At 68.8% G+C, this 25,099-nt stretch carries 35 protein-coding genes; 6 read left to right on the top strand and 29 right to left on the bottom strand.

The genetic code is table 11. The annotated features are described in order from the left end of the window. Positions 1–12 precede the first annotated feature (12 nt). Genes M1D46_RS06575 through M1D46_RS06550 form a run of 6 tightly spaced genes read left to right on the top strand, consistent with a single transcriptional unit; the run spans position 13 to position 5,296 of the window. The gene (locus M1D46_RS06575) at positions 13–990 is read left to right on the top strand and encodes a formylglycine-generating enzyme family protein (RefSeq protein WP_456284763.1); all 978 of its coding nucleotides are present in this window, start codon (positions 13–15) and stop codon (positions 988–990) included. After that, positions 987–1,340: a YidH family protein gene (locus M1D46_RS06570; RefSeq protein ID WP_271172352.1), complete on the top strand. Its 354-nt coding sequence runs from the start codon at positions 987–989 to the stop codon at positions 1,338–1,340. The genes M1D46_RS06575 and M1D46_RS06570 overlap by 4 nt, the downstream gene beginning before the upstream one ends. Then, a complete protein-coding gene (locus M1D46_RS06565; protein WP_456284762.1) occupies positions 1,337–1,675 on the top strand; it encodes a DUF202 domain-containing protein in 339 nt (112 codons plus the stop codon). Before M1D46_RS06570 ends, M1D46_RS06565 begins: the two co-directional genes overlap by 4 nt. A gap of 34 nt (positions 1,676–1,709) precedes the next feature. Next, positions 1,710–2,288 carry a TetR/AcrR family transcriptional regulator gene (locus tag M1D46_RS06560; RefSeq protein ID WP_456284761.1) on the top strand — a complete coding sequence of 193 codons (579 nt, stop codon included), beginning with the start codon at positions 1,710–1,712 and terminating at the stop codon, positions 2,286–2,288. 60 nt (positions 2,289–2,348) lie between these two features. Continuing rightward, a complete protein-coding gene (locus M1D46_RS06555) occupies positions 2,349–3,656 on the top strand; it encodes an MFS transporter (protein ID WP_456284760.1) in 1,308 nt (435 codons plus the stop codon). Further along, positions 3,653–5,296 (top strand): sulfatase family protein, encoded by a 1,644-nt coding sequence (locus tag M1D46_RS06550; RefSeq protein WP_456286974.1) that lies wholly within the window; start codon positions 3,653–3,655, stop codon positions 5,294–5,296. Before M1D46_RS06555 ends, M1D46_RS06550 begins: the two co-directional genes overlap by 4 nt. A 192-nt stretch (positions 5,297–5,488) precedes the next feature. On the opposite strand, the gene M1D46_RS06545 is transcribed toward M1D46_RS06550, so the two are convergent. From M1D46_RS06545 to rplN, 29 genes are all read right to left on the bottom strand, one after another. Continuing rightward, positions 5,489–5,836, bottom strand: coding sequence for a hypothetical protein (locus tag M1D46_RS06545; RefSeq protein WP_456284759.1), 348 nt, complete (start codon positions 5,834–5,836; stop codon positions 5,489–5,491). 76 nt (positions 5,837–5,912) lie between these two features. Then, complete coding sequence (locus tag M1D46_RS06540; RefSeq protein ID WP_456285264.1) at positions 5,913–6,509, bottom strand: GTP cyclohydrolase II; 597 nt, start codon at positions 6,507–6,509, stop codon at positions 5,913–5,915. A 528-nt stretch (positions 6,510–7,037) separates the two neighbouring features. Then, positions 7,038–8,111: a hypothetical protein gene (locus M1D46_RS06535; RefSeq protein WP_456284758.1), complete on the bottom strand. Its 1,074-nt coding sequence runs from the start codon at positions 8,109–8,111 to the stop codon at positions 7,038–7,040. Positions 8,112–8,278: 167 nt separating this feature from the next. Further along, positions 8,279–9,634 carry a phosphoglucosamine mutase gene (gene glmM, locus M1D46_RS06530; RefSeq protein ID WP_324012223.1) on the bottom strand — a complete coding sequence of 452 codons (1,356 nt, stop codon included), beginning with the start codon at positions 9,632–9,634 and terminating at the stop codon, positions 8,279–8,281. A gap of 14 nt (positions 9,635–9,648) precedes the next feature. Then, positions 9,649–10,113 carry a 30S ribosomal protein S9 gene (rpsI, locus tag M1D46_RS06525; protein ID WP_374727767.1) on the bottom strand — a complete coding sequence of 155 codons (465 nt, stop codon included), beginning with the start codon at positions 10,111–10,113 and terminating at the stop codon, positions 9,649–9,651. Positions 10,114–10,146: 33 nt separating this feature from the next. Further along, entirely contained in the window at positions 10,147–10,593 is a 447-nt protein-coding gene (rplM, locus tag M1D46_RS06520) for a 50S ribosomal protein L13 (RefSeq protein ID WP_271172358.1), read from the bottom strand. Positions 10,594–10,763: 170 nt separating this feature from the next. After that, positions 10,764–11,432 (bottom strand): endonuclease/exonuclease/phosphatase family protein, encoded by a 669-nt coding sequence (locus M1D46_RS06515; protein WP_271172359.1) that lies wholly within the window; start codon positions 11,430–11,432, stop codon positions 10,764–10,766. A 104-nt stretch (positions 11,433–11,536) separates the two neighbouring features. Further along, positions 11,537–12,400, bottom strand: a complete 864-nt coding sequence (locus M1D46_RS06510) for a tRNA pseudouridine synthase A (protein ID WP_271172360.1) — start codon at positions 12,398–12,400, stop codon at positions 11,537–11,539. Between the two features lie 404 nt (positions 12,401–12,804). Beyond that, on the bottom strand, positions 12,805–13,500 hold the full coding sequence (mtnN, locus tag M1D46_RS06505; RefSeq protein ID WP_271172361.1) for a 5'-methylthioadenosine/S-adenosylhomocysteine nucleosidase: 696 nt from the start codon (positions 13,498–13,500) through the stop codon (positions 12,805–12,807). After that, on the bottom strand, positions 13,497–13,964 hold the full coding sequence (locus M1D46_RS06500) for an S-ribosylhomocysteine lyase (protein WP_271172439.1): 468 nt from the start codon (positions 13,962–13,964) through the stop codon (positions 13,497–13,499). The genes mtnN and M1D46_RS06500 overlap by 4 nt, the downstream gene beginning before the upstream one ends. A 117-nt stretch (positions 13,965–14,081) precedes the next feature. Further along, a complete protein-coding gene (gene rplQ / locus M1D46_RS06495; protein ID WP_456284756.1) occupies positions 14,082–14,660 on the bottom strand; it encodes a 50S ribosomal protein L17 in 579 nt (192 codons plus the stop codon). Positions 14,661–14,695: 35 nt separating this feature from the next. Next, positions 14,696–15,685 (bottom strand): DNA-directed RNA polymerase subunit alpha, encoded by a 990-nt coding sequence (locus M1D46_RS06490; protein WP_271172363.1) that lies wholly within the window; start codon positions 15,683–15,685, stop codon positions 14,696–14,698. 144 nt (positions 15,686–15,829) lie between these two features. After that, positions 15,830–16,228 (bottom strand): 30S ribosomal protein S11, encoded by a 399-nt coding sequence (gene rpsK / locus M1D46_RS06485; protein ID WP_271172364.1) that lies wholly within the window; start codon positions 16,226–16,228, stop codon positions 15,830–15,832. A 28-nt stretch (positions 16,229–16,256) separates the two neighbouring features. After that, entirely contained in the window at positions 16,257–16,631 is a 375-nt protein-coding gene (gene rpsM, locus M1D46_RS06480; RefSeq protein ID WP_271172365.1) for a 30S ribosomal protein S13, read from the bottom strand. Between the two features lie 168 nt (positions 16,632–16,799). Further along, the gene (gene rpmJ, locus M1D46_RS06475; RefSeq protein WP_005050492.1) at positions 16,800–16,916 is read right to left on the bottom strand and encodes a 50S ribosomal protein L36; all 117 of its coding nucleotides are present in this window, start codon (positions 16,914–16,916) and stop codon (positions 16,800–16,802) included. 73 nt (positions 16,917–16,989) lie between these two features. After that, complete coding sequence (gene infA / locus M1D46_RS06470) at positions 16,990–17,217, bottom strand: translation initiation factor IF-1 (RefSeq protein ID WP_156242004.1); 228 nt, start codon at positions 17,215–17,217, stop codon at positions 16,990–16,992. Positions 17,218–17,381: 164 nt separating this feature from the next. Further along, on the bottom strand, positions 17,382–18,071 hold the full coding sequence (locus M1D46_RS06465; protein ID WP_271172366.1) for a DsbA family protein: 690 nt from the start codon (positions 18,069–18,071) through the stop codon (positions 17,382–17,384). A 23-nt stretch (positions 18,072–18,094) separates the two neighbouring features. Further along, positions 18,095–18,895: a type I methionyl aminopeptidase gene (map, locus tag M1D46_RS06460; RefSeq protein ID WP_456285263.1), complete on the bottom strand. Its 801-nt coding sequence runs from the start codon at positions 18,893–18,895 to the stop codon at positions 18,095–18,097. A gap of 49 nt (positions 18,896–18,944) precedes the next feature. Continuing rightward, positions 18,945–19,538 carry an adenylate kinase gene (locus tag M1D46_RS06455; RefSeq protein ID WP_456286973.1) on the bottom strand — a complete coding sequence of 198 codons (594 nt, stop codon included), beginning with the start codon at positions 19,536–19,538 and terminating at the stop codon, positions 18,945–18,947. Beyond that, the gene (gene secY, locus M1D46_RS06450; protein ID WP_271172369.1) at positions 19,535–20,860 is read right to left on the bottom strand and encodes a preprotein translocase subunit SecY; all 1,326 of its coding nucleotides are present in this window, start codon (positions 20,858–20,860) and stop codon (positions 19,535–19,537) included. The genes M1D46_RS06455 and secY overlap by 4 nt, the downstream gene beginning before the upstream one ends. 110 nt (positions 20,861–20,970) lie before the next feature. Beyond that, positions 20,971–21,432, bottom strand: coding sequence for a 50S ribosomal protein L15 (gene rplO, locus M1D46_RS06445; protein ID WP_271172370.1), 462 nt, complete (start codon positions 21,430–21,432; stop codon positions 20,971–20,973). Further along, positions 21,432–21,617, bottom strand: coding sequence for a 50S ribosomal protein L30 (gene rpmD, locus M1D46_RS06440; protein ID WP_271172371.1), 186 nt, complete (start codon positions 21,615–21,617; stop codon positions 21,432–21,434). Before rpmD ends, rplO begins: the two co-directional genes overlap by 1 nt. After that, positions 21,617–22,297 (bottom strand): 30S ribosomal protein S5, encoded by a 681-nt coding sequence (rpsE, locus tag M1D46_RS06435; RefSeq protein ID WP_374727720.1) that lies wholly within the window; start codon positions 22,295–22,297, stop codon positions 21,617–21,619. Before rpsE ends, rpmD begins: the two co-directional genes overlap by 1 nt. Then, positions 22,294–22,653 (bottom strand): 50S ribosomal protein L18, encoded by a 360-nt coding sequence (gene rplR, locus M1D46_RS06430; RefSeq protein ID WP_271172373.1) that lies wholly within the window; start codon positions 22,651–22,653, stop codon positions 22,294–22,296. Before rplR ends, rpsE begins: the two co-directional genes overlap by 4 nt. 2 nt (positions 22,654–22,655) lie before the next feature. Beyond that, positions 22,656–23,192, bottom strand: coding sequence for a 50S ribosomal protein L6 (rplF, locus tag M1D46_RS06425; RefSeq protein ID WP_271172374.1), 537 nt, complete (start codon positions 23,190–23,192; stop codon positions 22,656–22,658). 7 nt (positions 23,193–23,199) lie between these two features. Beyond that, complete coding sequence (rpsH, locus tag M1D46_RS06420) at positions 23,200–23,598, bottom strand: 30S ribosomal protein S8 (protein WP_271172375.1); 399 nt, start codon at positions 23,596–23,598, stop codon at positions 23,200–23,202. Between the two features lie 150 nt (positions 23,599–23,748). Next, positions 23,749–24,339, bottom strand: coding sequence for a 50S ribosomal protein L5 (gene rplE / locus M1D46_RS06415; RefSeq protein WP_271172376.1), 591 nt, complete (start codon positions 24,337–24,339; stop codon positions 23,749–23,751). A gap of 2 nt (positions 24,340–24,341) precedes the next feature. Then, entirely contained in the window at positions 24,342–24,701 is a 360-nt protein-coding gene (gene rplX / locus M1D46_RS06410; protein ID WP_271172377.1) for a 50S ribosomal protein L24, read from the bottom strand. A 3-nt stretch (positions 24,702–24,704) separates the two neighbouring features. Further along, positions 24,705–25,073 carry a 50S ribosomal protein L14 gene (rplN, locus tag M1D46_RS06405; protein ID WP_271172378.1) on the bottom strand — a complete coding sequence of 123 codons (369 nt, stop codon included), beginning with the start codon at positions 25,071–25,073 and terminating at the stop codon, positions 24,705–24,707. Between the last annotated feature and the right edge of the window lie 26 nt (positions 25,074–25,099).

Raw genomic sequence — 25,099 nt, 5'->3', positions numbered from 1 at the left:
TACCGTGGAAGGGTGAGCGACGAAGTCACCGGCTGCGGCTGCGGGTGCGGAACCCCAGGGCGCGGCGCTTTCCTCTCCCTGAGCACACGGCCGCCCTCGACCGCGCTGGCCCGCACAGGCCGCCACGCGATCGAGCAGGCGCGCATCCCGGCGGGCGCGTTCACGATGGGCGACTCGTCGGGCGATCGCAATCCGCAGGATGGCGAGACGCCGCTGCACCGCGTGACGCTCGATGCGTTCGAGATCGACGCGACGGCCGTGACCAACGCCGACTTCGCGCGCTTTGTCGACGACACCGGGTACCGCACCGAGGCCGAGACGTTCGGCTTCTCGGCGGTGTTCCACCTCGCTGTCGCAGCCCCCGAGGAGGACATCGTCGGTCAGCCGCCGGCGACTCCCTGGTGGTTCGGCGTCAGGGGCGCCGACTGGCGTCATCCGGGAGGATCCCGCTCCGACCTCGACGGACTCGACGACCATCCGGTTGTGCACGTCAGCTGGAACGACGCCGTCGCGTACTGCGCGTGGGCCGGTCGCCGCCTGCCCACCGAGGCCGAGTGGGAGTACGCAGCGCGCGGCGGAATCGACGGCGCGAAGTACCCGTGGGGCGACGCTGAGGTCGACGAGGGCGGATGGCGCGCCAACATCTGGCAGGGCGTGTTCCCGCGCGAGAACACTCTGGACGACGGATGGCTCACCACGGCTCCCGTGCGCACCTTCCAGCCGAACGGCTTCGGGCTCTGGCAGACCGTCGGGAACGTGTGGGAGTGGTGTCAGGACTGGTTCGATCCGCGCACCTACGAGCGCGGCGACGTCGAGAACCCGAGAGGGCCCGCCACCGGGGCCGCGCGCATCCTGCGCGGCGGCAGCTATCTCTGCCACATCTCGTACTGCAACCGCTACCGCAACTCCGCCCGGTCGCAGAACACCCCGGACTCGTCGATGGGCAACGCCGGGTTCCGCACCGTCGCGCTCCGCGAGGAGCGCTCGTGAGCCGCTTCCCGCAGCGCGTCTACCGCGAGGGCGACGAACCCGACCCCCGTTTCAGCCTCGCGAACGAGCGCACGTTCCTCGCGTGGCTCCGCACCGCGCTCGCGATGTACGCCGGCGCGTTCGCTCTCGAGGCGCTCGACATCCCGACGGCCGCCGGGTGGCGCCTCGCGGCCGCGGCCGTCTTCCTCGTGCTGGGCACCCTCGCCGCCGTCCAGGCCTGGCTCGGGTGGGCGCGCACCGAGAAGGCGCTCCGTCTGGGCCGACCGCTTCCCGGGCTCGGCGTCGGAGGGGTCATCGTCGTCGGCGTGGTCGTCGCCGTGGCGCTCGTCACCATCGGGATGTTCGTGTGACGGACGCGGTCTTCGACCCGGGGCTGCAGCCCGAGCGCACGCTGCTCGCATGGCGCCGCACGTGCCTCTCCTTCGGGCTCGCGAGTCTCGTCGCCATGCGCTTCACGGCGGAATCGCTCGGGCTCGCGGCCGTGATCGTGGGCCTCGTGGGGGCAGGGCTCGCCGTGGGGGCGTACTTCGCGGCGGCCATCGGATACCGCCGTGCGCACGCGTCGCTCCACCGCTCCGGCGCCCTGGAGCGGGGAGCGTGGCCGCTCGCTCTCGCGACCGCCGCCGCGCTCATGCTCGGCGCCGCGTGCGCCGGCTACCTCTTGATGGGCGCCCTCGGGAGCTGAGGCCGCGGCCCCTCGCCTGTGAAACCATGTGAGGATGCCTGCACCGAAACGCGTACGCATCGACGCAGAAGAGCGCAAGCGCCAGATCCTCGACGCCGCCATCCGAACGTTCGGGCGCCAGGGATACCGCCAGGGCGCCCTGAAGGACATCGCCGCAGAGGTCGGGATCAGCCTGCAGGGCGTGCTTCATCATTTCGGCACGAAGGAGGCGCTGCTCGCTGCCACACTGCGCCATCGCAACGAGATCCGAGCGGCCTCGTTCGACACGATCCGGAACGAGCAGGGAGTCGTGGCTCTGTTCGAGAGCTTCCTGACCCAGAATGTGGCCGAGCCTGAGCTGATGCGGCTGTACGTCACGCTCGCAGCAGAGGCAACGGATGAGCAGCATCCGGCACACGCGTACTTCGTCGAGCGCTACGCGGAGACATGGCGGATGGCGAGGAGCGCTGTTCAAACGGACCAGGAGCGGGGTCGCGTCGCCCCGGGCGATCCGGATCAGCGCGCGCACGAACTCATCGCCCTCTCTGACGGGTTGCAGCTGCAGTATCTTCTCGGCGTCCCGATGGACCTGGTAACGACCTTCAGACGTGCCGCTCTCGCACTACTTACTTGATACCAAGTAAGTATGCAATACTGACCTGACCCTCAACGTCGAGAGAAAGGTCTCTTCATCGTGGAAACGCCCTCCTCCGCTCGCCCGACCGCCAGCGTCGACCCGGCGCTCGAGTCCCCAGACGGCACGCACGCGCCGATCGCGCTCGCGCCGGTGCGCTGGCCATTCCAGGCCACACTCTTCCTGAGCTTCTTCGGGACATGGCTGGCCCTCCTCCCCGCGACGCAGGTCACGCTCGCGCTCAAGGTCGCCCAGATCGCACCCGACTCGCGTGCCGGAACCCTGTCGCTCGTTCTCGGCGTGGGGGCCTTCATCGCGCTCGTCGCGCAGAACATCTTCGGCGCGCTCAGCGACCGCACCACCGGTCGGTTCGGCATGCGGCGGCCCTGGCTGCTCGCGGGCCTCATGACCGGTATCGCGAGCCTCTTCCTGCTCGCCTACGCCGGTTCGGTGCCGATGCTCGTCCTCGCCTGGGGCGCGACCCAGCTCACCTTCAATGTGCTGCTCGCAGGTCTCAACCCGGTCCTGCCCGACCATGTCCCTTCGAAGCAGCTGGGGCGGGTGTCCGGCCTCATCGGGATCACGCAGAGCCTGGCCGCCGTCGGCGGCGCCTACTTCGCTCAGCTGTTCCTGCCGGACCTCACCCTCGCCATCCTCATCCCGGGGGCGATCATGCTGCTCACCGTGCTCCCGCTGATCATCCTTCTCAAGGACCGGGTTCTGGACCGGGCGGACCGCCCTCGTTTCTCGCTTCTCCTCTTCATCAAGGCGTTCTGGACTGACCCCCGCAAGGCCCCCGACTTCGCCCTCGCGTGGTGGTCGCGACTTCTCGTGTTCTTCGGCAACATGACACTCGCGAGCTACCAGGTGTACTTCCTCATCGACCGATTCGGGTACGACGAGGTCTCCATCGGCGGGGCCGTGCTTCAGAACACGATCGTGATGACCGTCGCGACGATCATCATGAGCCTCCTCATCGGCCAGATCTCGGATCGTCTCCAGCGCCGCAAGCTCTTCGTCCTGATCTCCGCGATCATCCTCGCGCTCGCCCATGTCCTCGCCGCCATCGCGCCGTCGTTTTCCGTCTTCCTCATCGCCACCGCGATCGCCGGACTCGCGATGGGAACGTACCTGGCTGTCGACGCCGCCCTCATCGCCGAGGTTCTGCCATCACGCGCCGACGTCGGCAAGGACATGGGCGTGCTCCACCTCGCCAATGTCCTCCCTCAGACCCTCGTTCCGGTCTGCGCTCCGCTCTTCCTGGCGATCGGCGGAGGGAAGGAGAACTACCCCGCTCTGTTCATCGGCGGCGCGATCATCGGGATCATCGGTGCCGTCATCAACCAGTTCATCAAGGGCGTGAAATGAGCAGACCCAACATCGTCTTCATCTCGACACACGACATCAATCCGCACCTGGGCGCCTATGCCGGCGTCTGGCCGGGAGCCGAGCAGGCTGTGACGCCCAACCTCGATCGGCTCGCCGCCGAGGGCGCGCGGTTCGACCGCGCGTTCGCGGCCGCACCGGTCTGCGCACCCTCTCGGTCGGCGATCATGACGGGCAGATACCCGATCGCGATCGGGACCATGCACATGCGGACGAGTGCCGTCCCGCCCGAGGACGTCGTGCTCTTCCCGCAGCTGCTGCGCGAGGCCGGCTACTACACGACGAACAACTGGTTCACGGACTTCCAGATGGAGCTGCCTCCCACGGTGTTCGATGCTGTCGGGCCGGAAGCGCATTGGCGGGGGCGCCCATCGCCAGAGACGCCGTTCTTCGCCGCATTCCACGGGATGACGACGCACGAGTCGCAGATCTACCTCGACGACGAGGCTTTCGCCGCCGCGACGACGAACGTGCGCGATGACCAGCGGCACGATCCAGCGCGCGTCGCGCTCCCCCCGTACTATCCCGATACGGCTGTCTTCCGACGTTCCTGGGCGCGATACCTCGATCTGATCACCGAGATGGATCACTGGGTCGGGACGATCCTCGACGACCTGGAGTCGGATGGCCTCGCTGACGACACGATCGTCGTCTTCTGGAGCGATCACGGACTCGGGATGCCCCGTGCCAAGCGCTGGGCGAACGAGAGCGGTGTGCGGGAGCCGCTCCTCATCAGGTGGCCGGGAGTGGTCGAACCGCGGACCGAACGGTCCGACGTCGTCCAGCTGCTCGATCTCGCTCCGACGTTGATCGCGGCTGCAGGGATCGATGTGCCGGACACCCTGGACGGTCGGGTGCTCGTCGCGCGGGATGGCACGGTGCCCGCACGCCCTCGCTATGCGTTCGCTGCCCGGGACCGCATGGATGAGCAGGTCGACGCCTCGCGCACGGTCCGCGACGAACGGTTCCGATACATCCGCCACCTTCATCCTGACCGGTCCCCGATGCAGCACGCCGCGTATCCGGATGCGCTGGAGACGTGGGCCGAGTTGCGCCGCCTCGCGTTCGACGAAGCCGGCCAACTGGCAGAAGGGCGGCAGCCCGACATCCTCACGCCTCTGCAGCGCGCCATACTCGCCTCCTGCAAACCCGCTGAGGAGCTCTATGACGTCGAGGCCGACCCGTTCGAGACGCGAGACCTCATCGATGACCCCGCTTACGTCGGAGATCTGGAGCGCCTTCGAGGCGCGCTCGACGACTGGCTCGCGAGAACGGGCGACCTCGGTGCCGTTCCCGAGGAGTCTCTGTTGGAGCGGTGGCGCCCTCACGGCTGCGCTCCCCGCGTCGCCACCCCGGAAGCGTCGATCGTGAATGGCATGCTGGTCGCCTTCTGCGAGACACCGGGCGCGGTCGTCGCCTGGACCGACGAACTCGAGGAGCCGTCAGGCTCACCCGCCTTCCCTCGCGCGATCGGCGGGGTGACGGATTCCCGTCACTGGCGTCTCAGCTCCGCACCCGTTCCTCCGGGCAGGCCGATCCGCGTCCGCGCGTGGCGCCTCGGGTGGGAGCCGAGCGTCGAGATCGGCGTCCCCGCTGAGGTCGACTCCGTCGCGGTCGGCTGACCACGGCGTCACGCCTCCACCTTCGGTCGGTCGAGCCATCCGGGCCGTACCGCCTTTACCCAGATCAGGCGATCGTCGGGGACGGGCGTCATCCTCGTCAGACTAGCTTTCGTCGTCGAAACCGGTGCTCCCGGCACTGGTCCCGACGACCAGGGCTAGTCTCGACGGCGGTGGGCTGATCCCGGCCCGCGCTCAGGCGAAGAGGGAGTACGTGACGAGCGCGCCGCCGCGTCCCCGAGACCGTTCGACGACGACCTCGGGCAGGCGCTCGGCCTTGCACTGGCCTGCGACCGCTGCCGGCGGCAGTCCGCCGGTGAACGGACGCGCCTTGCCCTTCGATCGGTCGCGGACATGCTCGGCGACGCCATCCGGAACCCTCATGACCGGGCCGCAGCGCGAGCCGTCGATCACGACGTGCACCGAGACATCCGCCGGCGCCGAGGTCTCATCCGGCTGGGCGTCCGCGTGCGCGGCGCCGCCGAACGCGAGCGCGCCGCAGATGGCGAGCACTCCGCCCCATCGCGCCGTCCGCCGCTTCACCCCCGAAGCATATCGGGGCGCTTCGCAACGCGATACACGGATGGCGCCACGCGTGCGGGCGCGGCGCCATCCGTGCTCAGGCTGCGGGCAGATCGATCGTGTGCGCGGTGTGATCGCGCTTCGTGCGCAGGTAGTTCGCGTTCGCGGCCGAGAGGTGCACGGCCGTGGGAACGCGTTCCTCGACCCCGACGCCGAGGGCGCCGAGCTGGGCGGCCTTGTCGGGGTTGTTGCTCAGCAGGCGGATGCGGTCGACGCCGACCGCGCGCAGCATCTGCGCCGCCGCGGTGTAGTCGCGCTCATCCTCACCGTGGCCGAGCGCGAGGTTCGCCTCGTAGGTGTCGAGTCCCGCGTCCTGCAGCGCATAGGCATCGAGCTTCGCGTAGAGTCCGATGCCGCGTCCCTCCTGGCGGAGGTACAGCAGGAATCCGCCCTCGTCGGCGATGCGCTCGACGGCCTCGCGCAGCTGCGGACCGCAGTCGCAGCGCTCCGAGCCGAAGACGTCGCCCGTGAGGCACTCGCTGTGCGGGCGGACGAGCGGCGCGACACCGTCGCGCTCGAGTGCCCCGCGCCAGTCGCCCAGGGCGAGAAGAAGGTGCTCCCGGCCGTCGACGAGTCCGTCGAACGTGATGACCTCGGCCTCCGTCGCGTATCCGTCGGGGAACCGGAGAGGGATGCGCACGCGCACCCGCTCACGGGCGGCGGGGACATCCAGCGTCGCAGCGGGGCGCGAATCCGAGAACTCGATCACAGCAGGTGAAACAGCCCTCTCCGGCGTCTATTCCCGCGAATCGAGAATATGACGAGGGGGCCTTTGGCGCGTGTCTCGGTACGGGCGGGAATCCGCCCCGGATGACCGCGGGAAGCGAGACACGGTGCGTCCGCCGGACGAGCGTGTCTCGGTGCCAGCGGGAATCGGGCTCGGATAACGGCGGGGCGTGAGACACGGGGTGTCAGCCGGACGAGCGTGTCTCGGTACCGGCGGGAATCGAGCCCGGATAACCGCGGAAACCGAGACACGCGCCGTGCGCCGCACCGGCATGTCTCAACACCGGCGGGAATCGAGCCCGGATAACCGCGGAAACCGAGACACGGAAGCACCGCCCCCACGGAAGGCCGAACAAGCATGTCTCGCCACCGGCGGGATTCCGCCCCGAATTACCGCGCGAAGTGAGACACGTGAGGTCTCGGCCCGAACGAGCGGCTACGACGCGTCGGGAGCAGGGGTCTCGGGAGTCGGGTCGTCGGGAGCGGGCGTCTCGGGAGCGGGCGTCTCCGGAGTCGGATCTTCGGGCGTCGGCGTCGGCTCCTCGGGCTCGGGCGTCGGCTCCGGGCTCGTCTCGGGCGTCGGCTCGGGCGACGGGTCCGGCGTCGGCACGGGAGCGGGCACGACCGGCGTCTGCTGCCGCTCGCGCTCCTCCGCCTCCCGCTGCTCCTGCTCGAGGCGCTCCTGCTCGATCGCGATCGCCGCCCGATGCTGGTCCGCACGCAGCGCATCGACCGCAGAGGCGAACTCCTTCAGCCGCTGCTCCAACTGGACGGGGTCGCTCGCGTCAGCCGCGCTCTGCGCGGCCGACGCGACCGCCGCGCGGAAGTCCTCGACGGCGTCGGGGTTCTCCCCCAGGATGACCTCGGCGCGAGGCAGCAGGGATCCGCGGAATGCCTCAAGCGCTGCGGAGAACTCGGCGTCGAGCTCCGTCATCCGATTGCGCGCCTCGCCGACAGCGGCAATGGTCGCGTCGGCTTCGGCCTCGGCCCCGTCGAGGGCCGTGAGGGCACGGTCGAGATCCTCATCCGTCTCGACCGTCGCGGTCTCGGGCACGGCTGCCGGCTCGGACGGCAACTCTAGTCGGCCGAGCCCGTCCGCATAGGCGGCCACCGCCTGCGCGGCGGTCGACCGCGCGGCCTCGTCGGCGTACCCCTCCGCGCCTGCAAGGGCCGTGGACATCCGCTCGGCCGTCTCCGTGCGGGTCGCGATCGCGGCGGCGACATCGGACCGCGCGGAAGACGCCTCATCTCGAGCCGAGACAGCCTCCGCACGAGCGCTCGCGTACTGCTCGGTCCGGTCCGACTCCCCCGCCCGCGCGAGCATCGGCCCCGCCACGAGCGCGACGACGACGATCGCCAGGACGACGGCCGCCGCCGACCCGATGAGCAGCGGGCGCAGGCTCCGGCCCGGGGCCTGCGCGCGAAGCGAACGACGCGTGGGCGCGAGGTCGGGGTGAACCGGCACCCAGGTGGTGCGCATCGGGCGTTCGGGCGTCTCGGAGCGGGGCATCGTCTCCAGGATAGAGAGCCGACCGTACGTCCGACGATTCGGCGGCCGCGGCCATCCGCCCAGAGAGCGCGCAGAGCGCGCGCGGCAAGCGCCCCCGGCAAGCCGCGCGCGTCAAGTCGCGCCGGCGGATGCCCCCGGCAGGCCCGCGCGCCGGGAGCGGCCGCGCGTCAGAGCGCGAGCCGCTCCCGGACGACGTCGGCGATCGCGTCGGCGTGCCGCTGGGCCGAGGCGCCGTCGGCGGCCTCGACCATCACGCGGACGAGCGACTCCGTACCCGATGCGCGCAGGAGCACGCGGCCGGTGTCGCCGAGCTCGGCCTCGACCGTGCGGACGACGTCCTGCACGACCTCGTCGTCGACGCGCGTCTTGTCGACGCCCTTCACGTTGACGAGCACCTGCGGGTAGACCGTCATGATCGACGCGAGCTCGGCCAGGCTCTTGCCCTGACGTGCCATCTCGGCCACGATGTGCAGGCCCGTGAGCACGCCATCGCCCGTCGTCGCGAAGTCGCTCATGATGACGTGGCCCGACTGCTCGCCGCCGAGGGAGTATCCGCCGGCGTTCATCTCCTCGAGCACATAGCGGTCGCCGACGGCGGTCGTCTTGACTGTGATCCCCCGCTCGCGCATCGCGACGTGCAGGCCGAGGTTGCTCATCACGGTCGCGACGAGCGTGTCCTGCGCGAGCATGCCGCGCTCCTGCATCGAGGCGGCGAGGATGGCCATGATCTGGTCTCCGTCGACGGGCGTGCCGTCGGCGGTCACGGCGAGGCAGCGGTCGGCGTCGCCGTCGTGCGCGATGCCGACGTCGGCACCGTGCGCGACGACGGCCTCGGCGAGCTTGTCGATGTGCGTCGATCCGACGCCGTCGTTGATGTTGAGCCCGTCGGGGTCGGCGCCGATGACGGTGACCTGGGCGCCTGCGTCGCGGAACACCTCGGGCGAGACGCCGGCGGCCGCGCCGTGGGCGCAGTCGAGCACGACGTGGATGCCGTCGAGGCGCGCGGGAAGAGAGCCGAGCAGGTGCAGGAGGTAGCGGTCCTCGGCGTCGGAGAAGCGCCGGATGCGGCCGACCTCGCCGCCGGTCGGCAGCAGCTTGTCGCGCGTGAGGTAGCTCTCGATCCGCTGCTCGACGACGTCGGGCAGCTTCACGCCGCCGCGCGCGAAGATCTTGATGCCGTTGTCGGGCGCGGGGTTGTGCGATGCCGAGACCATGACGCCGAAGTCGGCGTCGCGATCGGCGATGAGGAAGGCGAGCGCGGGCGTCGGGATGACGCCGGCGTCGTAGACGTCGACGCCCGATGCCGCGAGACCCGCCGCGACGGCGGCGCTGAGGAACTCGCCCGAGATGCGGGGGTCGCGGCCGATGACGGCCGTGGTGCGCTTGCCCGCGGCGCGGCGCGCCTCCGCGGAACGCCCCTGGCCCAGGACGACCGCGGTCGCCTGGGCCAGGGAGAGAGCCAGGTCGGCGGTGAGGGTGCCGTTGGCAAGCCCTCGCACGCCGTCCGTGCCGAAAAGCGGCATGGAGTGTGTCTGCCTCAGCGCTTCGAGAACTGCGAAGCCTTGCGGGCCTTCTTGAGACCGGCCTTCTTGCGCTCGATGACGCGAGCGTCGCGCGTGAGGAAGCCGGCCTTCTTGAGGGTCGGGCGGTTGTTCTCGCGGTCGACCTCGTTGAGGGCACGGGCGATCGCGAGGCGCAGCGCGCCGGCCTGGCCCGAGGGGCCGCCGCCGTTGATGCGGGCGATCACGTCGTAGGCGCCGTTGAGGTTGAGCACCGTGAAGGGGTCCGTGATGAGCTGCTGGTGCAGCTTGTTCGGGAAGTAGTCCTCGAGGGTGCGGCCGTTGACCGTGAAGGAGCCCGAGCCGGGGATGATGCGCACGCGGGCGATGGCCTGCTTGCGACGGCCCACGGCAGCACCGGGGACGCTCACGACGGGGCGCTCGGCCACGACGACGTCGTTCGCCGGCGTCTCGGTCGAGTAGTTCTGGATGTCGTTTTCGATTTCGTTCGCCACGATGAAGTCCTTAAACGCCGCTTACTGGGCGACCTGGTCGAGGGTGTACGTCTTGGGCTGCTGAGCGGCGTGCGGGTGCTCGGCACCGGCGTACACCTTCAGCTTGGCGAGCTGCTCGCGACCAAGGGTGTTCTTGGGGAGCATGCCGCGGACTGCCTTCTCGACAGCGCGAACCGGGTTCTTCTCGAGGAGCTCGGCGTAGGTGACCGACTTGAGGCCGCCCGGGAAGCCCGAGTGACGGTAGGCCTTCTTCTGCTGGAGCTTCTGACCGGTGAGCGCGACCTTGTCGGCGTTCACGATGATGACGAAGTCGCCCATGTCCATGTGGGGAGCGAAGGTCGCCTTGTGCTTGCCGCGGAGGAGGGCGGCGGCGTGCGAGGCCAGGCGGCCGAGAACGACGTCGGTGGCGTCGATCACGAGCCACTCGCGCTGGGCTTCACCGGCCTTCGGGCTGTAAGTGCGCGTCACAGTAGTGCTGCTTTCTGTTCGAACGGAGACGTTCGTGAATCCCGCTCCGGGCGGTTTGACCGGTCGATGCCGGCCATCACCTGCGGTGGAGGGCTCACGTTCGCGGCGCCCGAGACGGGCACCAAAGAGCAATCCTAACCGATGAGGGTGCGGATGGCCAAAAGCGGTCGTCAGCGATAGCTCGCGCTGACGAGGATGGGCAGGTGATCGCTCGCGCCCTGCGGCAGCGTCGTGATGTCGTCGATCGTCAGCCCGGCGGACGTCGCGAAGTCGTAGTGCCCCCGGAAGAACCGATACCGCGTGTAGGTGCGGGCGTCGCTCAGGGTCAGGTCGTAGCCGTGGCCCTTGATCCGCTCGTGCAGCCGCTCCTTGAAGACGGGGTAGTTGTAGTCGCCAACCATGAGCGTCGGGAGGCCCGGACCAAGGCGCTGGAGCGCACCCAGCGCCGAGCGGATCTGGTGACGCCGGAGCGAGTTGAGTGCGGTGAGCGGAGCCGCATGGAACGACGCGAAGATCACCTCACGCCCGGCGTCGATGTCGAACATCCGCGCTCCGAGGAGTCGCTCGTGGGCGGGCTTCAGGAGGATGTCGTGCAGCGAGCGCTTGAGCGAGAGCACGACGACGTCCTCGAGGCGGAACATGTTCTCGCGGTAGTAGAGCGCGAGGCCGAGCCGGTTCCGCTCGGTCGCCTTCGCGAGTCGGAGGCCCGCGACGTGCTCGGGGAGGTCGGTCGTGTCGGCCTCCTGCAGGCAGAGGACGTTCGCCTCCCACCGATCGACCAGGTGCTCGAGCTCCGCGGCCGCGGCGTGCTTGCGGAGGTTGTACGAGATGACTCTCATGCCGCCCACGGTATGCCCGCCGAACGTGCGGATGCTATGGGTTGCGCGCGCGTGTCCTGGACGCGAGCCGGCCGCCATCCGCTCGGCCGCCATCCGCTCGCGCGTCAGCCGCCGACCTCGTCGGCGTCGCGCCGGTTGCGCGTCTGCTCCGCCCGCTGCGCGAGCTGGTCGTCGGCCGGATAGCCGACCTCGGTGAGCGTGAGGCCGCGCGCGGCGAGCACCTTGAACTCGTTCGTGCGCTCGAGTCCGTCGCGGATGATGCGGAGGTGCTCGGCGGTGAGCTTGCCCTCCCCCACAGCGACGCACGCGCCGACGAGCGCGCGCACCATCGAGTGGCAGAACGCGTCGGCGCGGACGTTCGCGACGAGCACGCCGTCGTCGTCACGACGCCAGTCGAACTCGAGGAGCGTGCGGATGGTCGTGGCCTCGGGTCGCGGCTTGCAGTACGCGGCGAAGTCCCAGAGTCCGACGAGTCCGCGCGCGGCCTCGTCCATCGCGGCGACGTCGAGCTCCGCGCGGACGGTCGTCGTGCGGTGGCGCTCCATGGGGTCGTAGCCGACGACCTGGTCGGCGATGCGATACGCGTAGCGGCGCCACGTCGCGGAGAAGCGCGCGTCGAATCCCTCGGGCGCGGTCGACACGCGGTTCACGGCGACATCGGAGTACTGGCCGAGCACGCCCATGAGGCGACGCGCGACCGGCTCCATCGGGTCGTCGACCTCGGGGGCGTTGCGTCGACGCTGCGTCATCCGCTCCCACTGGACGTCGTCGATGTCGGCGTGCGCGACCTGCCCGGTCGCGTGCACGCCGGCGTCGGTGCGCCCTGCGACCACGAGCTGCACGGGCGAGCTCGCGATCCGCGTGAGCGCCGCCTCGAGCGTGCCCTGGACGGTGCGCAGGCCCGGCTGCCGGGCCCATCCTCGGAAGTTCGTGCCGTCGTACGCGATGTCGAGCCGGATGCGCCGCATCGGTTCAGGATATCGGGGAGCGGCGGGCGCTCTTTCGCGGCCGGGAGCCGGCGACGTCCATCCAGGGCCGCGGCACCGCCAGGGACACGCACCACCCGGCCGCCCAGGTCGCGAAAACCGTCCCTAAAGCCCTCGATAGGGACGACAACTGCGACCCGAACAGATGGCGCCCAGCTGTTGGCGCCCAGGTCGCGAAAACCGTCCCCAAAACCCTCGATAGGGACGACAACTGCGACCCAGACGGATGGCGCCACGCTGTTAGCGCCCAGGTCGCGAAAATCGGCCCAGAAACCGCCGATACGGACGACAACTGCGACCCGAACAGATGGCGCCTCGCCCAGGTCGCGAAAACCGTCCCAGAAACCGCCAATAGGGACGACAACTGCGACCTAGACGGATGGCGCCTAACCGACGAGCTGCGGCAGCGCCGCGAGCACCGCCTTCGCCGACCGCTCCGCGGCGTCATCGACGTGCGTGAGGAACTCGGTGCCGTCGGGGGCGCAGAGGTCGCTGATCGCACGCACCGACACGAAGCGGACGCCGTGGTTGAAGGCCGTCTGCGCGATGGCCGCGGTCTCCATGTCCACGACGTGGATGCCCGGGAAGACCTCGCGGAGACGATGGGCGATCTCGACCGTGACGAACTTCTCCCCCGAGCCGATGCCGCCGCCGCGCACGCGCACGCCGTCCGGTGCCGATGCGGTGAGAGCCGCGACGGCGAGCGGGTCAGGTGCGTAGCTCGCGGGCATCCCCGGAACCTGGCCCGCCTCGTAGCCGAATGCACGGGCATCCGCTTCGACGTTGACGTAGTCCATCCCGACGAACACGTCCCCGACCTCGACGTCGGCGGCGAGGCCACCGGCCGACCCGGCCGAGACGAGGAGCACGTCGTCGCCGTACCGATGCAGGGCGCCGACCGCGGCATCCGCCGCGTTGACCATGCCGATGCCCGAGCGCACGAGCACGAACGTGCGGCCGTCGACGACGACGCCGCGGTGCTCGGCGCGCGCGATGCGGACCGGCTCGCTCACCTCGCTGGCCGCGTCGAGGAAGGGCTGTGCCTCCTCGTCCATCGCGACCTGGACGACGACGGTCGTCATGCGCTCGCGCCCGGCGCGAAGACGGTCGCCCACGCGTCGCGCTGCGCGAGGAAGTCGCGGACGGCGCTCTGGGCGCCCTCGAGGGTGTGGTTCGCGCCCCATCCGCACTGCGTCTCGTTCGCGGCGGGCACCTCGGTCGCCTCGAGGATGTCTCGGAGGGTCGCCTCGACGAGCGCGAGGACCTCCTCGTACGCGGGCTCGCCCTGAAGGATGAGGTAGAAGCCGGTCTGGCACCCCATCGGCGAGAAGTCGATCACGCGATCCGAGTGATTGCGGCTCTTCTCGGCGAAGAGGTGCTCGATCGAGTGGATGGTCGGCATCTCGAGATGCGCGACGTTCGGCTGCGCGAAGCGGACGTCGTACTTCACGATGACGTCGCCCGCCGGCAGCTGCTTGCGGTCGGCGAGGCGCACGTACGGCGCGGACACGATGCGGTGGTCGAGGTTGAACGACTCGACGTTCATGCGGGGCGCTTCAGTCACCCTCCGAGCCTACGCGCACCGGCCCGGGCCATCCCCCGCCCGAGCACAGCGAAGCGCCCCGCACCATCCGGTGCGGGGCGCTGCGCGGGCACGAAGTGCTTACTTCGACTCGGCCTCGGGAGCGTCGGCCTCCTCGGCCGCCTCCTCGTCCGATGCCTCGTTGTCGACGAGAGCCTCGCCGGCGGTGTCCTCCGCGGCGACGCCGGCCTCTTCGACCTCGGCGGGCTCGGCGGCCTCGTCCTCGTTCGCGTTGGCGACGGGAGCGGCGGGCTCAGCCGGCGCGGCGGGCTTCGACGCGGATGTCTTCGCCTTCGGCGTGACGGGCTCGAGGACGAGCTCGATCACGGCCATGGGAGCGTTGTCGCCCTTGCGGTTGCCGACCTTGGTGATGCGCGTGTAGCCACCCTCGCGGTCCGCGACGAGCGGAGCGATCTCGTTGAACAGGACGTGCACGACTTCCTTGTCACCGATCACGGAGAGCACGGTGCGGCGCGCGTGGAGGTCGCCGCGCTTGGCCTTGGTGATGAGGCGCTCAGCCAGGGGGCGGAGGCGCTTCGCCTTCGTCTCCGTGGTCTTGATCGACTTGTGGGTGAACAGAGCCGCTGCGAGGTTCGCGAGAAGCAGGCGCTCGTGGGCCGGGCCGCCGCCGAGGCGGGCACCCTTCGTGGGCTTGGGCATTTCTTGTTACTCCAGTATCAGGACAGGAAGTCGGGTCAGAGGGACTCTTCGTCGTAGCCGCTGTAGAAGCCGGTGCCGTCGAAGCCGGGCACCGAGTCCTTCAGCGACAGACCGAGCGAGACGAGCTTGTCGCGCACCTCGTCGACCGACTTCTGACCGAAGTTGCGGATGTTCATGAGCTGCGTCTCCGAGAGGGCGACGAGCTCGCTGACCGTGTTGATCCCCTCGCGCTTGAGGCAGTTGTACGAGCGGACCGACAGGTCGAGGTCCTCGATGGGCATCGACAGCTCGTTCGAGAGGACGGTCTCGACCGGCGCGGGGCCGATCTCGATGCCCTCGGCCTCGACGTTCAGCTCGCGAGCGAGGCCGAACAGCTCGACCAGCGTGCGGCCGGCCGACGCGACGGCGTCGCGGGGCGCGATCGACGCCTTCGTCTCGACGTCCAGGATCAGCTTGTCGAAGTCGGTGCGCTCACCGGCACGGGTGGCGTCGACGCGGTAGCTGACCTTGTAGACGGGCGAGTAGATCGAGTCGACGGGGATCTGACCCGCCTCTGCGTACTCGTTGCGGTTCTGCGTCGCCGACACGTAGCCGCGGCCGCGCTCGATCGTGAGCTCGAGCTCGAACTTCGCGTCCGAGTTGAGCGTCGCGATGACGAGCTCGGGGTTGTGGACCTCGACGCCGGCCGGGGCCGAGATGTCTGCGGCCGTGACCTCGCCGGCACCCGTCTTGCGCAGGTACGCGGTGATGGGCTCGTCGCGCTCGCTCGAGACGACCAGCTGCTTGATGTTGAGGATGATCTCGGTGACATCCTCCTTCACGCCGGGGATCGTGCTGAACTCGTGCAGCACGCCGTCGATGCGGATGCTCGTGACAGCCGCGCCGGGGATCGACGAGAGGAGGCTGCGACGGAGCGCGTTGCCGATCGTGTAGCCGAAGCCGGGCTCCAGGGGCTCGATGACGAACCGGCTGCGGAACTCGGAGATCTTCTCCTCGGTGAGGGTCGGACGCTGTGCGATGAGCACTATGTGTTCCTTTCGATCAAGTGCCCGCTATATGACACTTGCGATGATGAGAGGTCTTGAGTTGTACTCGGGACCCAGCTCGCGCCGGGCGTTGAACGGCGAATGCGCCGGGGTGCTCGAACGAGCACCCCGGCGAAGACGTTCTCAGACGCGGCGACGCTTCGGCGGACGGCAGCCGTTGTGAGCCTGCGGCGTCACGTCCTGGATCGAGCCGACCTCAAGGCCGGCGGCCTGGAGCGAGCGGATCGCGGTCTCGCGGCCCGAGCCCGGACCCTTCACGAACACGTCGACCTTCTTGACGCCGTGCTCCTGCGCCTGACGCGCAGCCGACTCGGCGGCGAGGCCGGCGGCGAACGGCGTCGACTTGCGCGAGCCCTTGAAGCCCACGCCACCCGACGAGGCCCAGCTGATCACGGCGCCGGACGGGTCGGTGATCGAGACGATCGTGTTGTTGAACGTCGACTTGATGTGGGCCTGGCCCAGCGCGATGTTCTTCTTCTCCTTGCGGCGCGGCTTGCGCGCGGCAGTCTTCGGTGCAGCCATGGTTTTCTCCTAAACCTATCCGCGCGCCTTAGCGGGCCTTCTTCTTACCGGCGACGGTGCGCTTGGGACCCTTGCGCGTACGCGCGTTGGTCTTCGTGCGCTGACCGCGGACCGGGAGACCACGACGGTGGCGGAGACCCTCGTAGGAGCCGATCTCGACCTTGCGGCGGATGTCGGCGGCGACCTCGCGGCGGAGGTCACCCTCAACCTTGTAGTTGCCCTCGATGTAGTCGCGCAGCGCGACGAGCTGGTCGTCGGAGAGGTCCTTCACGCGGATGTCGGGGCTGACACCGGTGGCGGCGAGGATCTCGTTCGAGCGGGTACGGCCAACGCCGTAGATGTACGTGAGTGCGATCACCACGCGCTTGTCGCGCGGGATGTCGACGCCGGCAAGACGTGCCATGCGGTTCTCCTGATGATTGTGGAGGTGTGGAGCAGGATCGGTGCCCGGGCCTCCGCCCCGAGGTGTCCCCCGCCGAGCGGGTTCTGATCCTGCCTGAATTCAGTTGTGGGCCTCTGCGACTGATCCGTCACGACTCAACGCTCCTTCGTCGCATTGAGCCGCGCCGCATCAGCCCTGGCGCTGCTTGTGGCGCGGGTTGCTCTTGCAGATGACCATGACGCGGCCGTGACGGCGGATCACCTTGCAGTGGTCGCAGATCGGCTTGACGCTGGGGTTGACCTTCATGATGCTTCCTGTTCGCTGTCTTCGTACCGGCGTCGTCGCGCGCGACGGCCGCCGGTCGTTACTTCTCGACCGGTCAGCGGTAGCGGTAGACGATGCGGCCGCGCGTCAGGTCGTAGGGGCTCAGCTCCACGACCACACGGTCTTCGGGGATGATGCGGATGTAGTTCTGCCGCATCTTCCCGGAGATCGTTGCGAGCACCTTGTGCCCAGCGGGCTTGTCGAGCTCGACACGGAACATCGCGTTCGGCAGCGCCTCGACGATGGTCCCCTCGGACTCGATGACTCCGTCTTTCTTCGCCATATCCTCGCTCGCGTAGCTGCAGACCGGTCGGTCTGCGGTGGTTGGATGGTGATGCCGGGTTCGTCGAGACGACACGCCGAGATGAGGCGCAAGGCACCAAAGATCTATGTTAGGTCACGTCGGGCGTGTCGGCAACTCGGCGTGTCGCGCCCGGCGCTCCCCTGCTACTTCGTGAGGAGCGGCTCGAGGTCGGTCTCGGGGCCCTGGAGCGTGAGCGAGACGACCTCACCGTTGACGACGATCGTCGGCGTCGAGATGCCGGTGGCGCCCTCCGCGAGCGGCGTCTCGGGCGTCCGCTCGGCGACGTAGTCGGCGTACTCCTCGCCCTGGATGCACGACGCGGCGTCGCCCGCGCCGACCTGCGACGCGTACTCGACGAGCTGGTCGTTGGTGAGGCCCTCGGTCGACTCGGCCGGCTGCTTCTCGAAGAGGCGGTCGACGTAGGCGTAGAACGCGTCGGGGTTCGTCTCGGCGACGCAGTACGCGGCGCTCGCGGCGCGCGTGGAGTACTTCGTGCCCATCGACGCGTTGTCGAGGATCGAGATGGGGTGGATGACGAGCGTGACGTCGCCCGACTTCACCTTCTCGCTCACGTAGTCGCTGTAGCCCGCCCAGTAGTCCCCGCAGAAGGGGCACATGAAGTCGACGTACTCCTCGATGACGTTCGGCCCGTCGCCGAGGCTCACTCCCCCGGTCTCCTCGTTGACGACGCCCGCGGCGGGCGCCTCGGCGGGAGCGGTCGCGGCGTTGTTCATCGTCACGACGAGCGCGCCGACGCCGACGACGGCGACCACGACGACCAGCGAGATGATGATCGCGAACCAGTTCGTCTTCTTGCCAGGGGCTGCCATCATCACGTCAGTTCTTCTCCGGGGTGTCAGGCGATGGGGTGAGGGGTCACGCCGAACGCGGCGAGAGCAGCGGCTCCGCCGTCGGGCGCGGTGAGGACCCAGATGCCGTCATCATGCACGGCGACGCTGTGCTCCCAGTGGGAGCCGTCGCTGCCGTCGACGGTCGACACGGTCCAGTCGTCGTCCTCGACGAAGACCTCCTCCGATCCGGAGGTCATCATCGGCTCGATGCACACGGTGAGCCCGGGGCGCACATCCGCGCCGCGGTCGCTCGTGCGGTAGTTGAAGATCGAGGGCGCCTCGTGCATCTTGCGGCCGATGCCGTGGCCGACGTAGTCGCGCAGGATGCCGGCGGGCTGCCCGGTCCACGAGAGCGGGTTCGCCTCGATGTGGTCCTGGATGGCTGCGCCCACCTCGCCGAGGTGCGCCGCGGAGGCGAGGGCGGCGATCCCCGCCCACATCGAGCCCTCGGTCACGCGAGAGAGCTCCTCGCGGCGCGCGACGACATCCGCATCTCCCCCGGGCACGACGATCGTGATGGCGGAGTCGCCGTTCCAGCCGTCCTTCGTCTCGGCGCCGCTGTCGATCGACACGATGTCGCCGGGCTCGAGCACGCGCTCACCCGGGATCCCGTGGACGACCTGCTCGTTGACCGAGATGCACGTCGTGTGGCGGTACCCGCGGACGAGCTGGAAGTTCGAGCGGGCACCGCGCTCGACGATGACGCGGTGGGCGGCGGCGTCGAGCTCGGCGGTCGTGATGCCCGGGCGGATGATCCGGCGCACCTCCTCGAGGGAGGCGGCCGTGATCAGTCCGGGCTCGATCATCGCCCGCAGCTGCGCGGCGTTCTTGTAGGGCGAGCGGCGGAACACGCGCTCAGGCAGCCACGCGCACGAGGCCGCGGGCCTCGAGGGCGGCGAAGATGCGCGCCGTGATCTCGTCGAGCGTGCCGACGCCGTCGATGCGGTCGACGATGCCGCGCTCGGCGTACACGTCGACGATGGGCGCGGTCTCCGACTCGTAGATGTCGAGGCGCTTCGCGATCGCCTCCTCCGTGTCGTCGCTGCGGCCCTGCTCCTCGGCGCGCTTCGCGATGCGCGCGATGGACTCGTCGCGCGGGACGTCGAGGAGGATCACGGCGTCGAGGTTCTCGCCGCGCTCCGCGAGGAACGCGTCGAGGTGGCCGACCTGCGTCGTGTTGCGCGGGTAGCCGTCGAGCAGGAAGCCGCCCTGGGCGTCGTCCTGCGAGAGGCGGTCGCGCACGATCTCGCTCGTGACCTCGTCGGGCACGAGGTCGCCGGCGTCGGTGATCGCCTTGACCTTGAGGCCGAGCTCGGTGCTCTGCTTGATGTTGGCGCGGAAGATGTCGCCGGTCGACACCACGGGGATGCCGAACGCCTCGGCGACGAGCACGCCCTGCGTGCCCTTGCCGGAGCCCTGGGGGCCGACGATGAGGAGACGGGCTGTCATCGGAGGAGTCCTTCGTAGTGGCGCTGCTGGAGCTGCGCGTCGATCTGCTTCACGGTCTCGAGTCCCACGCCGACGATGATGAGGATCGACGCGCCGCCGAACGGGAAGTTCTGGTTGGCGCCGACCGTCGCGAGGGCGATGAGCGGGATGAGAGCGATGAGGCCGAGGTACAGCGAGCCCGGGAGCGTGATGCGCGTGAGCACGTAGTCGAGGTATTCGGCGGTGGGGCGGCCGGCCCGGATCCCGGGGATGAAGCCGCCGTACTTCTTCATGTTGTCGGCGACCTCGACGGGGTTGAACGTGATCGCGACGTAGAAGTAGGTGAACCCGATGATGAGCAGGAAGTACACCAGCATGTACAGCGGGTGGTCGCCTGTCGTCAGGTAGCTGTTGATCCACGTGACCCAGCCGGGCAGGTTGCCCTCGGCGTCGGGGGTGGAGTTGAACTGCGCGACGAGCGACGGGATGTACAGCAGCGACGAGGCGAAGATGACCGGCACGACGCCCGCCATGTTGACCTTGATCGGGATGTACGTGTTCGTACCGCCGTACGTGCGTCGTCCGACCATCCGCTTCGCGTACTGCACCGGGATGCGCCGCTGGGACTGCTCGACGAACACCACGGCCGCGACGACGACGATGCCGACCGCGAGCACGAGGAGGAAGATCTCGAAGCCGTTCGCCTGCCAGATGGCCCACATCGCGGCCGGGAAGGTCGCGGCGATCGACGTGAAGATGAGCAGCGACATGCCGTTGCCCACGCCGCGCTCGGTGACGAGCTCGGCGAACCACATGATGAGGCCGGTGCCGGCGGTCATCGTGATGATGACGAGCAGCTGCGCCCACCAGGCGTCGTTGGTCAGCACGTTCTCGCACTCTGGGACGCCGGTGACCCCGAACAGCTGGCCGCTGCGCGCGACGGTGATGAGCGTGGTCGACTGCAGGAGCGCGAGCGCGATCGTCAGGTAGCGCGTGTACTGCGTGAGCTTGGCCTGGCCCGCCTGGCCCTCCTTGTAAAGGGTCTCGAAGTGCGGGATGACCACGCGCAGCAGCTGCGTGATGATCGTCGCGGTGATGTAGGGCATGACGCCCAGCGCGAAGATCGACAGCTGCAGGAGCGCGCCACCGGAGAAGAGGTTGACGAGGGAGAGCAGGCCCTGCGTGCCCGACGTCTGATCGATGCAGCTCTGCACGTTCGGGAAGTTGACGAACGGTGCGGGGATGTGCGCGCCGAAGCGGTACACGGCGATGATCCCGAGCGTGAAGCCGATCTTCCGCCGCAGATCGGGCGTGCGGATGATCCGCGCGATAGCGCTGAACAAGGAAGAGCCTCCCAGTGGAATGGAGTGGTGGGCCGCGAAGAGAAGGCGCACCGATGTCCAGAGTAACGGAAAGGGCCGGAGGCTCTCGCCTCCGGCCCTTTCGCGGGGTGTTACTTGATGCTGCCGCCGGCGGCGACGATCTTCTGCTCAGCCGAGCCGGAGACCTTGTCCACCGACACGTTGAGCGCGACCGAGATGTCGCCGTTGCCCAGGAGCTTGACCTTCTCGTTCTTGCGAACGGCGCCCTTGGCGACGAGGTCGGCGACGGTCACGTCGCCACCCTGGGGGTAGAGCTCCGCGAGCTTGTCCAGGTTCACGACCTGGTACTCGACGCGGAACGGGTTCTTGAAGCCGCGGAGCTTCGGGGTGCGCATGTGCAGCGGCATCTGCCCACCCTCGAAGCCGACGCGCACGGTGTTGCGGGCCTTCGTGCCCTTGGTGCCACGACCGGCCGTCTTGCCCTTCGAGCCCTCACCACGGCCCTTGCGGGTCTTCGCGGTGTTGGCGCCCGGGACGGGACGGAGGTGGTGGGCCTTCAGCACGCCGGGGCGCTGCTCGTTGGTCTCAGCCATCAGTCGATCTCCTCAACGTTCACGAGGTGAGCGACGGTGCGGACGTAGCCGCGCGTCTGAGCGTCATCGGGACGGACGACCGAGTCGCCGATCCGCTTGAGGCCGAGGCTGCGCAGCGTGTCGCGCTGGTTCTGCTTCTCGCTCACCTTGGACTTGATCTGGGTCACCTTGAGACGCGCAGCCATCAGGCACCTGCCTTTGCGGTAGCGGCGGCCTCGGCCTCCGCGCGCACGAGACGAGCCGGAGCCACCTGGTCGAAGTCGAGACCGCGACGCGCGGCGACCGCACGGGGCTCCTCGAGCTGCTTCAGCGCCTCGACGGTCGCGTGCACGATGTTGATCGTGTTCGACGAGCCGAGCGACTTCGAGAGCACGTCGTGGATGCCCGCGCACTCGAGGACGGCGCGGACGGGGCCGCCCGCGATGACACCGGTACCGGCAGCGGCCGGACGGAGGAGGACCACACCGGCGGCCGCCTCACCCTGCACGGGGTGCGGGATGGTGCTGCCGACGCGGGGCACGCGGAAGAAGTTGCGCTTCGCGTCCTCGACGCCCTTCGAGATGGCCAGGGGCACCTCGCGGGCCTTGCCGTAGCCGACGCCGACCACACCGCTGCCGTCGCCGACGACGACGAGCGCGGTGAAGCTGAAGCGACGACCGCCCTTGACGACCTTCGACACGCGGTTGATCGTGACGACGCGCTCGAGGAACTGGCTGTCGTTGCCGCGGCTGTTGCGGTCACGGCTGTTGCCGCGCTGCTCGCGACCGCCGCGGCGAGGCTCGCGCTCGCGGCGCTCCTCGGTCTGCTCGGGCGCTGCCTGAGCAGCGGCTTCGGTGGTCACTTCGGTCTCCTTGTTCTCACTCACAGGTTCAGGCCTCCCTCACGGGCGCCATCCGCGATCGCGGCGACACGACCGGCGTAGCGGTTGCCTCCACGGTCGAACACGACGTCGTTGATGCCGGCGGCCTTCGCGCGCTCGGCGACGAGCTCGCCGACCTTGCGGGCCTTGGCGGTCTTGTCACCCTCGAACGAACGGAGGTCGGTCTCGAGCGTCGACGCGCTGAAGAGCGTGATGCCCTTGCTGTCGTCGACGAGCTGCACGAACACGTGGCGCGCAGAGCGGTTGACGACGAGACGGGGGCGCGCCTCGGTGCCCACGACCTTCTTGCGAAGGCGAGTGTGGCGACGCGAGCGCGCGACGGACTTCGACTTCACAGCCATGATTACTTACCAGCCTTTCCGGCCTTGCGACGCACGACCTCGCCGGCGTAGCGCACACCCTTGCCCTTGTACGGCTCGGGCTTGCGGATCTTGCGGATGTTGGCAGCCACCTCGCCGACGGCCTGCTTGTCGATGCCGCTGACGGTGAGCTTGTTGTTGCCCTCGACCGTGAACGTGATGCCGGCCGGCGGCTCGACGACGACCGGGTGCGAGAAGCCGAGAGCGAACTCGACGGACGAGCCCTTCTGGGCGACACGGTAACCCGTGCCGACGACCTCGAGGCCCTTGGTGTAGCCCTGGGTCACGCCGATGATGTTGTTGGAGATGAGGGTGCGGGTGAGGCCGTGCAGGGCACGCGACTCACGCTCGTCGTCGGGGCGGGTGACGAGAACCTGGTTCTCCTCGACCTTGACCTCGATGGGCTTCGCGACCTCGAGGGCGAGCTCGCCCTTGGGGCCCTTGACCGCAACCTGCGACCCGTCGACCGTCACGGTGACGCCGGCGGGGATGTCGATGGGAAGACGTCCGATACGCGACATGGTTCGATCACCACACGTAGGCGAGAACTTCTCCGCCCACGCCCTTCTGCTCGGCCTGGCGGTCGGTGAGGAGACCGCTGGAGGTGGACAGGATGGCGACGCCGAGTCCGCCGAGCACGCGCGGGAGCTCGGTCGACTTCGCGTACACGCGGAGACCGGGCTTCGAGACGCGCTTGATGCCCGCAATGGAGCGCTCGCGGTTCGGGCCGTACTTGAGGGTCAGCGTGAGGGTCTTGCCGACGCGCGCGTCGGTCTCCTCCCACGCCGAGATGTAGCCCTCCTGCTTGAGGATGTCGGCGATGTGCGTCTTCAGCTTGCTCGACGGCAGCGACACGGAGTCGTGGTGCGCCGAGTTCGCGTTGCGCAGACGGGTCAGCATGTCTGCGACCGGGTCTGTCATTGTCATATGACGATTCCTTTGTTCATGAGGTTTCGGCTGCCGTTACACGACAGACGACCTTCGATGACCTGCGATGTTCGATTGTGTGCCTTCACACGAGACGCCCCCGCGGCGCGGCCGCGGGGGCGAAACGCATGAAGCAAACGCCCTAGTGTATCAGGCCTGCTCGTTCTTGCCCACGAAGGGGAATCCCAGGTGGCGCAGGAACGCGCGACCCTCGTCATCCGTCTTCGCGGTCGTCACGATGGTGATGTCGAAGCCGCGGACGCGGTCGATCTTGTCCTGGTCGATCTCGTGGAAGATCGACTGCTCCGTGACACCGAAGGTGTAGTTCCCGTTGCCGTCGAACTGCTTCGGCGACAGGCCGCGGAAGTCGCGGATGCGGGGCAGGGCGAGCGAGATGAGACGGTCCAGGAACTCCCACGCGCGGTCACCGCGGAGGGTGACGTGCGCGCCGATGGCCTGGCCCTCGCGCAGCTTGAACTGAGCGATCGACTTCTTCGCCTTGGTGACGACAGGCTTCTGGCCGGTGATGGCGGTGAGGTCTGCGACCGCGCCCTCGATGACCTTGCTGTCGCGAGCGGCCTCGCCGACACCCGTGTTCACGACCACCTTGACGAGGCCGGGAACCTGCATCGGGTTCGCGTAGCCGAACTCGTCCTGCAGCTTCTGACGGATCTCGTCCCGGTAGACCTGCTTCATACGCGGCTGGATTTTGCCAGTCTGCGCAGCGGTATCCGTGCTCATTCTCAGATGTCCTTACCCGACTTCTTCGCGTAGCGCACGCGAACAGTCTTCTTGACGCCGTCCTTGACCTGCTCCTCGAGACGGAACCCGACGCGGGTCGGCTTCTTGGTCTCGGGGTCGACGAGCGCGACGTTGGACACGTGGATGGGGGCCTCGAGGGTCTCGATGCCGCCGGTCTTCGTGCCGCGCTGCGTCTGGCCGACGCGGTTGTGCTTCGTGATGTAGTTGACGCCCTCGACGACGACGCGGTTGCCGCCGTCCACGACCTCGAGCACCTTGCCCTGCTTGCCGCGGTCTCCACCGCGCTCGGGCTTGGCGCCGGAGATCACCTGGACGAGGTCGCCCTTCTTGATCTTCGCCATGAGTTACAGCACCTCCGGTGCGAGCGAGACGATCTTCATGAACTTGCGGTCACGAAGCTCGCGGCCGACGGGCCCGAAGATGCGGGTGCCGCGGGGCTCCCCGTCGTTCTTCAGGATGACGGCGGCGTTCTCGTCGAACTTGATGTACGAGCCGTCGGGACGGCGCGTCTCCTTGACAGTGCGGACGACGACGGCCTTGACCACGTCGCCCTTCTTCACGTTGCCGCCGGGGATCGCGTCCTTGACGGTGGCGACGATCGTGTCACCGAGACCCGCGTAGCGGCGGTTCGAGCCGCCGAGCACGCGGATGGTGAGCAGCTCCTTGGCGCCGGTGTTGTCAGCGACCTTGAGGCGGGATTCGTTCTGAATCACTTCTTACTCCTTGGTTCCAAGCGAGC

The organism is Microbacterium sp. JZ70 (assembly GCF_053903225.1).
Note: the sequence above shows the minus strand (reverse complement) of the source record. Positions and strands in the feature narration are given on the sequence as shown.

Coding starts and splice junctions, on each gene's coding strand:
- rpmD (WP_271172371.1), bottom strand. CDS start 21,617: ATGGCTGCGCGTCTCAAGGTGACCCAGATCAAGTCCAAGGTGAGCGAG.
- rpmJ (WP_005050492.1), bottom strand. CDS start 16,916: ATGAAGGTCAACCCCAGCGTCAAGCCGATCTGCGACCACTGCAAGGTG.
- map (WP_456285263.1), bottom strand. CDS start 18,895: ATGATCGAGCCCGGACTGATCACGGCCGCCTCCCTCGAGGAGGTGCGC.
- mtnN (WP_271172361.1), bottom strand. CDS start 13,500: ATGACGACCGTCGTCGTCCAGGTCGCGATGGACGAGGAGGCACAGCCC.
- M1D46_RS06500 (WP_271172439.1), bottom strand. CDS start 13,964: ATGAACGTCGAGTCGTTCAACCTCGACCACCGCATCGTGTCCGCGCCG.
- rplE (WP_271172376.1), bottom strand. CDS start 24,339: ATGAGCACGGATACCGCTGCGCAGACTGGCAAAATCCAGCCGCGTATG.
- M1D46_RS06455 (WP_456286973.1), bottom strand. CDS start 19,538: ATGACAGCCCGTCTCCTCATCGTCGGCCCCCAGGGCTCCGGCAAGGGC.
- rplQ (WP_456284756.1), bottom strand. CDS start 14,660: ATGCCCAAGCCCACGAAGGGTGCCCGCCTCGGCGGCGGCCCGGCCCAC.
- rpsK (WP_271172364.1), bottom strand. CDS start 16,228: ATGGCTGCACCGAAGACTGCCGCGCGCAAGCCGCGCCGCAAGGAGAAG.
- infA (WP_156242004.1), bottom strand. CDS start 17,217: ATGGCGAAGAAAGACGGAGTCATCGAGTCCGAGGGGACCATCGTCGAG.
- M1D46_RS06465 (WP_271172366.1), bottom strand. CDS start 18,071: ATGATGGCAGCCCCTGGCAAGAAGACGAACTGGTTCGCGATCATCATC.
- M1D46_RS06535 (WP_456284758.1), bottom strand. CDS start 8,111: ATGCCCCGCTCCGAGACGCCCGAACGCCCGATGCGCACCACCTGGGTG.
- rplX (WP_271172377.1), bottom strand. CDS start 24,701: ATGGCGAAGATCAAGAAGGGCGACCTCGTCCAGGTGATCTCCGGCGCC.
- M1D46_RS06560 (WP_456284761.1), top strand. CDS start 1,710: ATGCCTGCACCGAAACGCGTACGCATCGACGCAGAAGAGCGCAAGCGC.
- M1D46_RS06515 (WP_271172359.1), bottom strand. CDS start 11,432: ATGAGAGTCATCTCGTACAACCTCCGCAAGCACGCCGCGGCCGCGGAG.
- rpsH (WP_271172375.1), bottom strand. CDS start 23,598: ATGACAATGACAGACCCGGTCGCAGACATGCTGACCCGTCTGCGCAAC.
- glmM (WP_324012223.1), bottom strand. CDS start 9,634: ATGCCGCTTTTCGGCACGGACGGCGTGCGAGGGCTTGCCAACGGCACC.
- rplR (WP_271172373.1), bottom strand. CDS start 22,653: ATGGCTGTGAAGTCGAAGTCCGTCGCGCGCTCGCGTCGCCACACTCGC.
- rpsM (WP_271172365.1), bottom strand. CDS start 16,631: ATGGCACGTCTTGCCGGCGTCGACATCCCGCGCGACAAGCGCGTGGTG.
- M1D46_RS06550 (WP_456286974.1), top strand. CDS start 3,653: ATGAGCAGACCCAACATCGTCTTCATCTCGACACACGACATCAATCCG.
- rplO (WP_271172370.1), bottom strand. CDS start 21,432: ATGGCTGAGACCAACGAGCAGCGCCCCGGCGTGCTGAAGGCCCACCAC.
- rplF (WP_271172374.1), bottom strand. CDS start 23,192: ATGTCGCGTATCGGACGTCTTCCCATCGACATCCCCGCCGGCGTCACC.
- M1D46_RS06510 (WP_271172360.1), bottom strand. CDS start 12,400: ATGCGGCGCATCCGGCTCGACATCGCGTACGACGGCACGAACTTCCGA.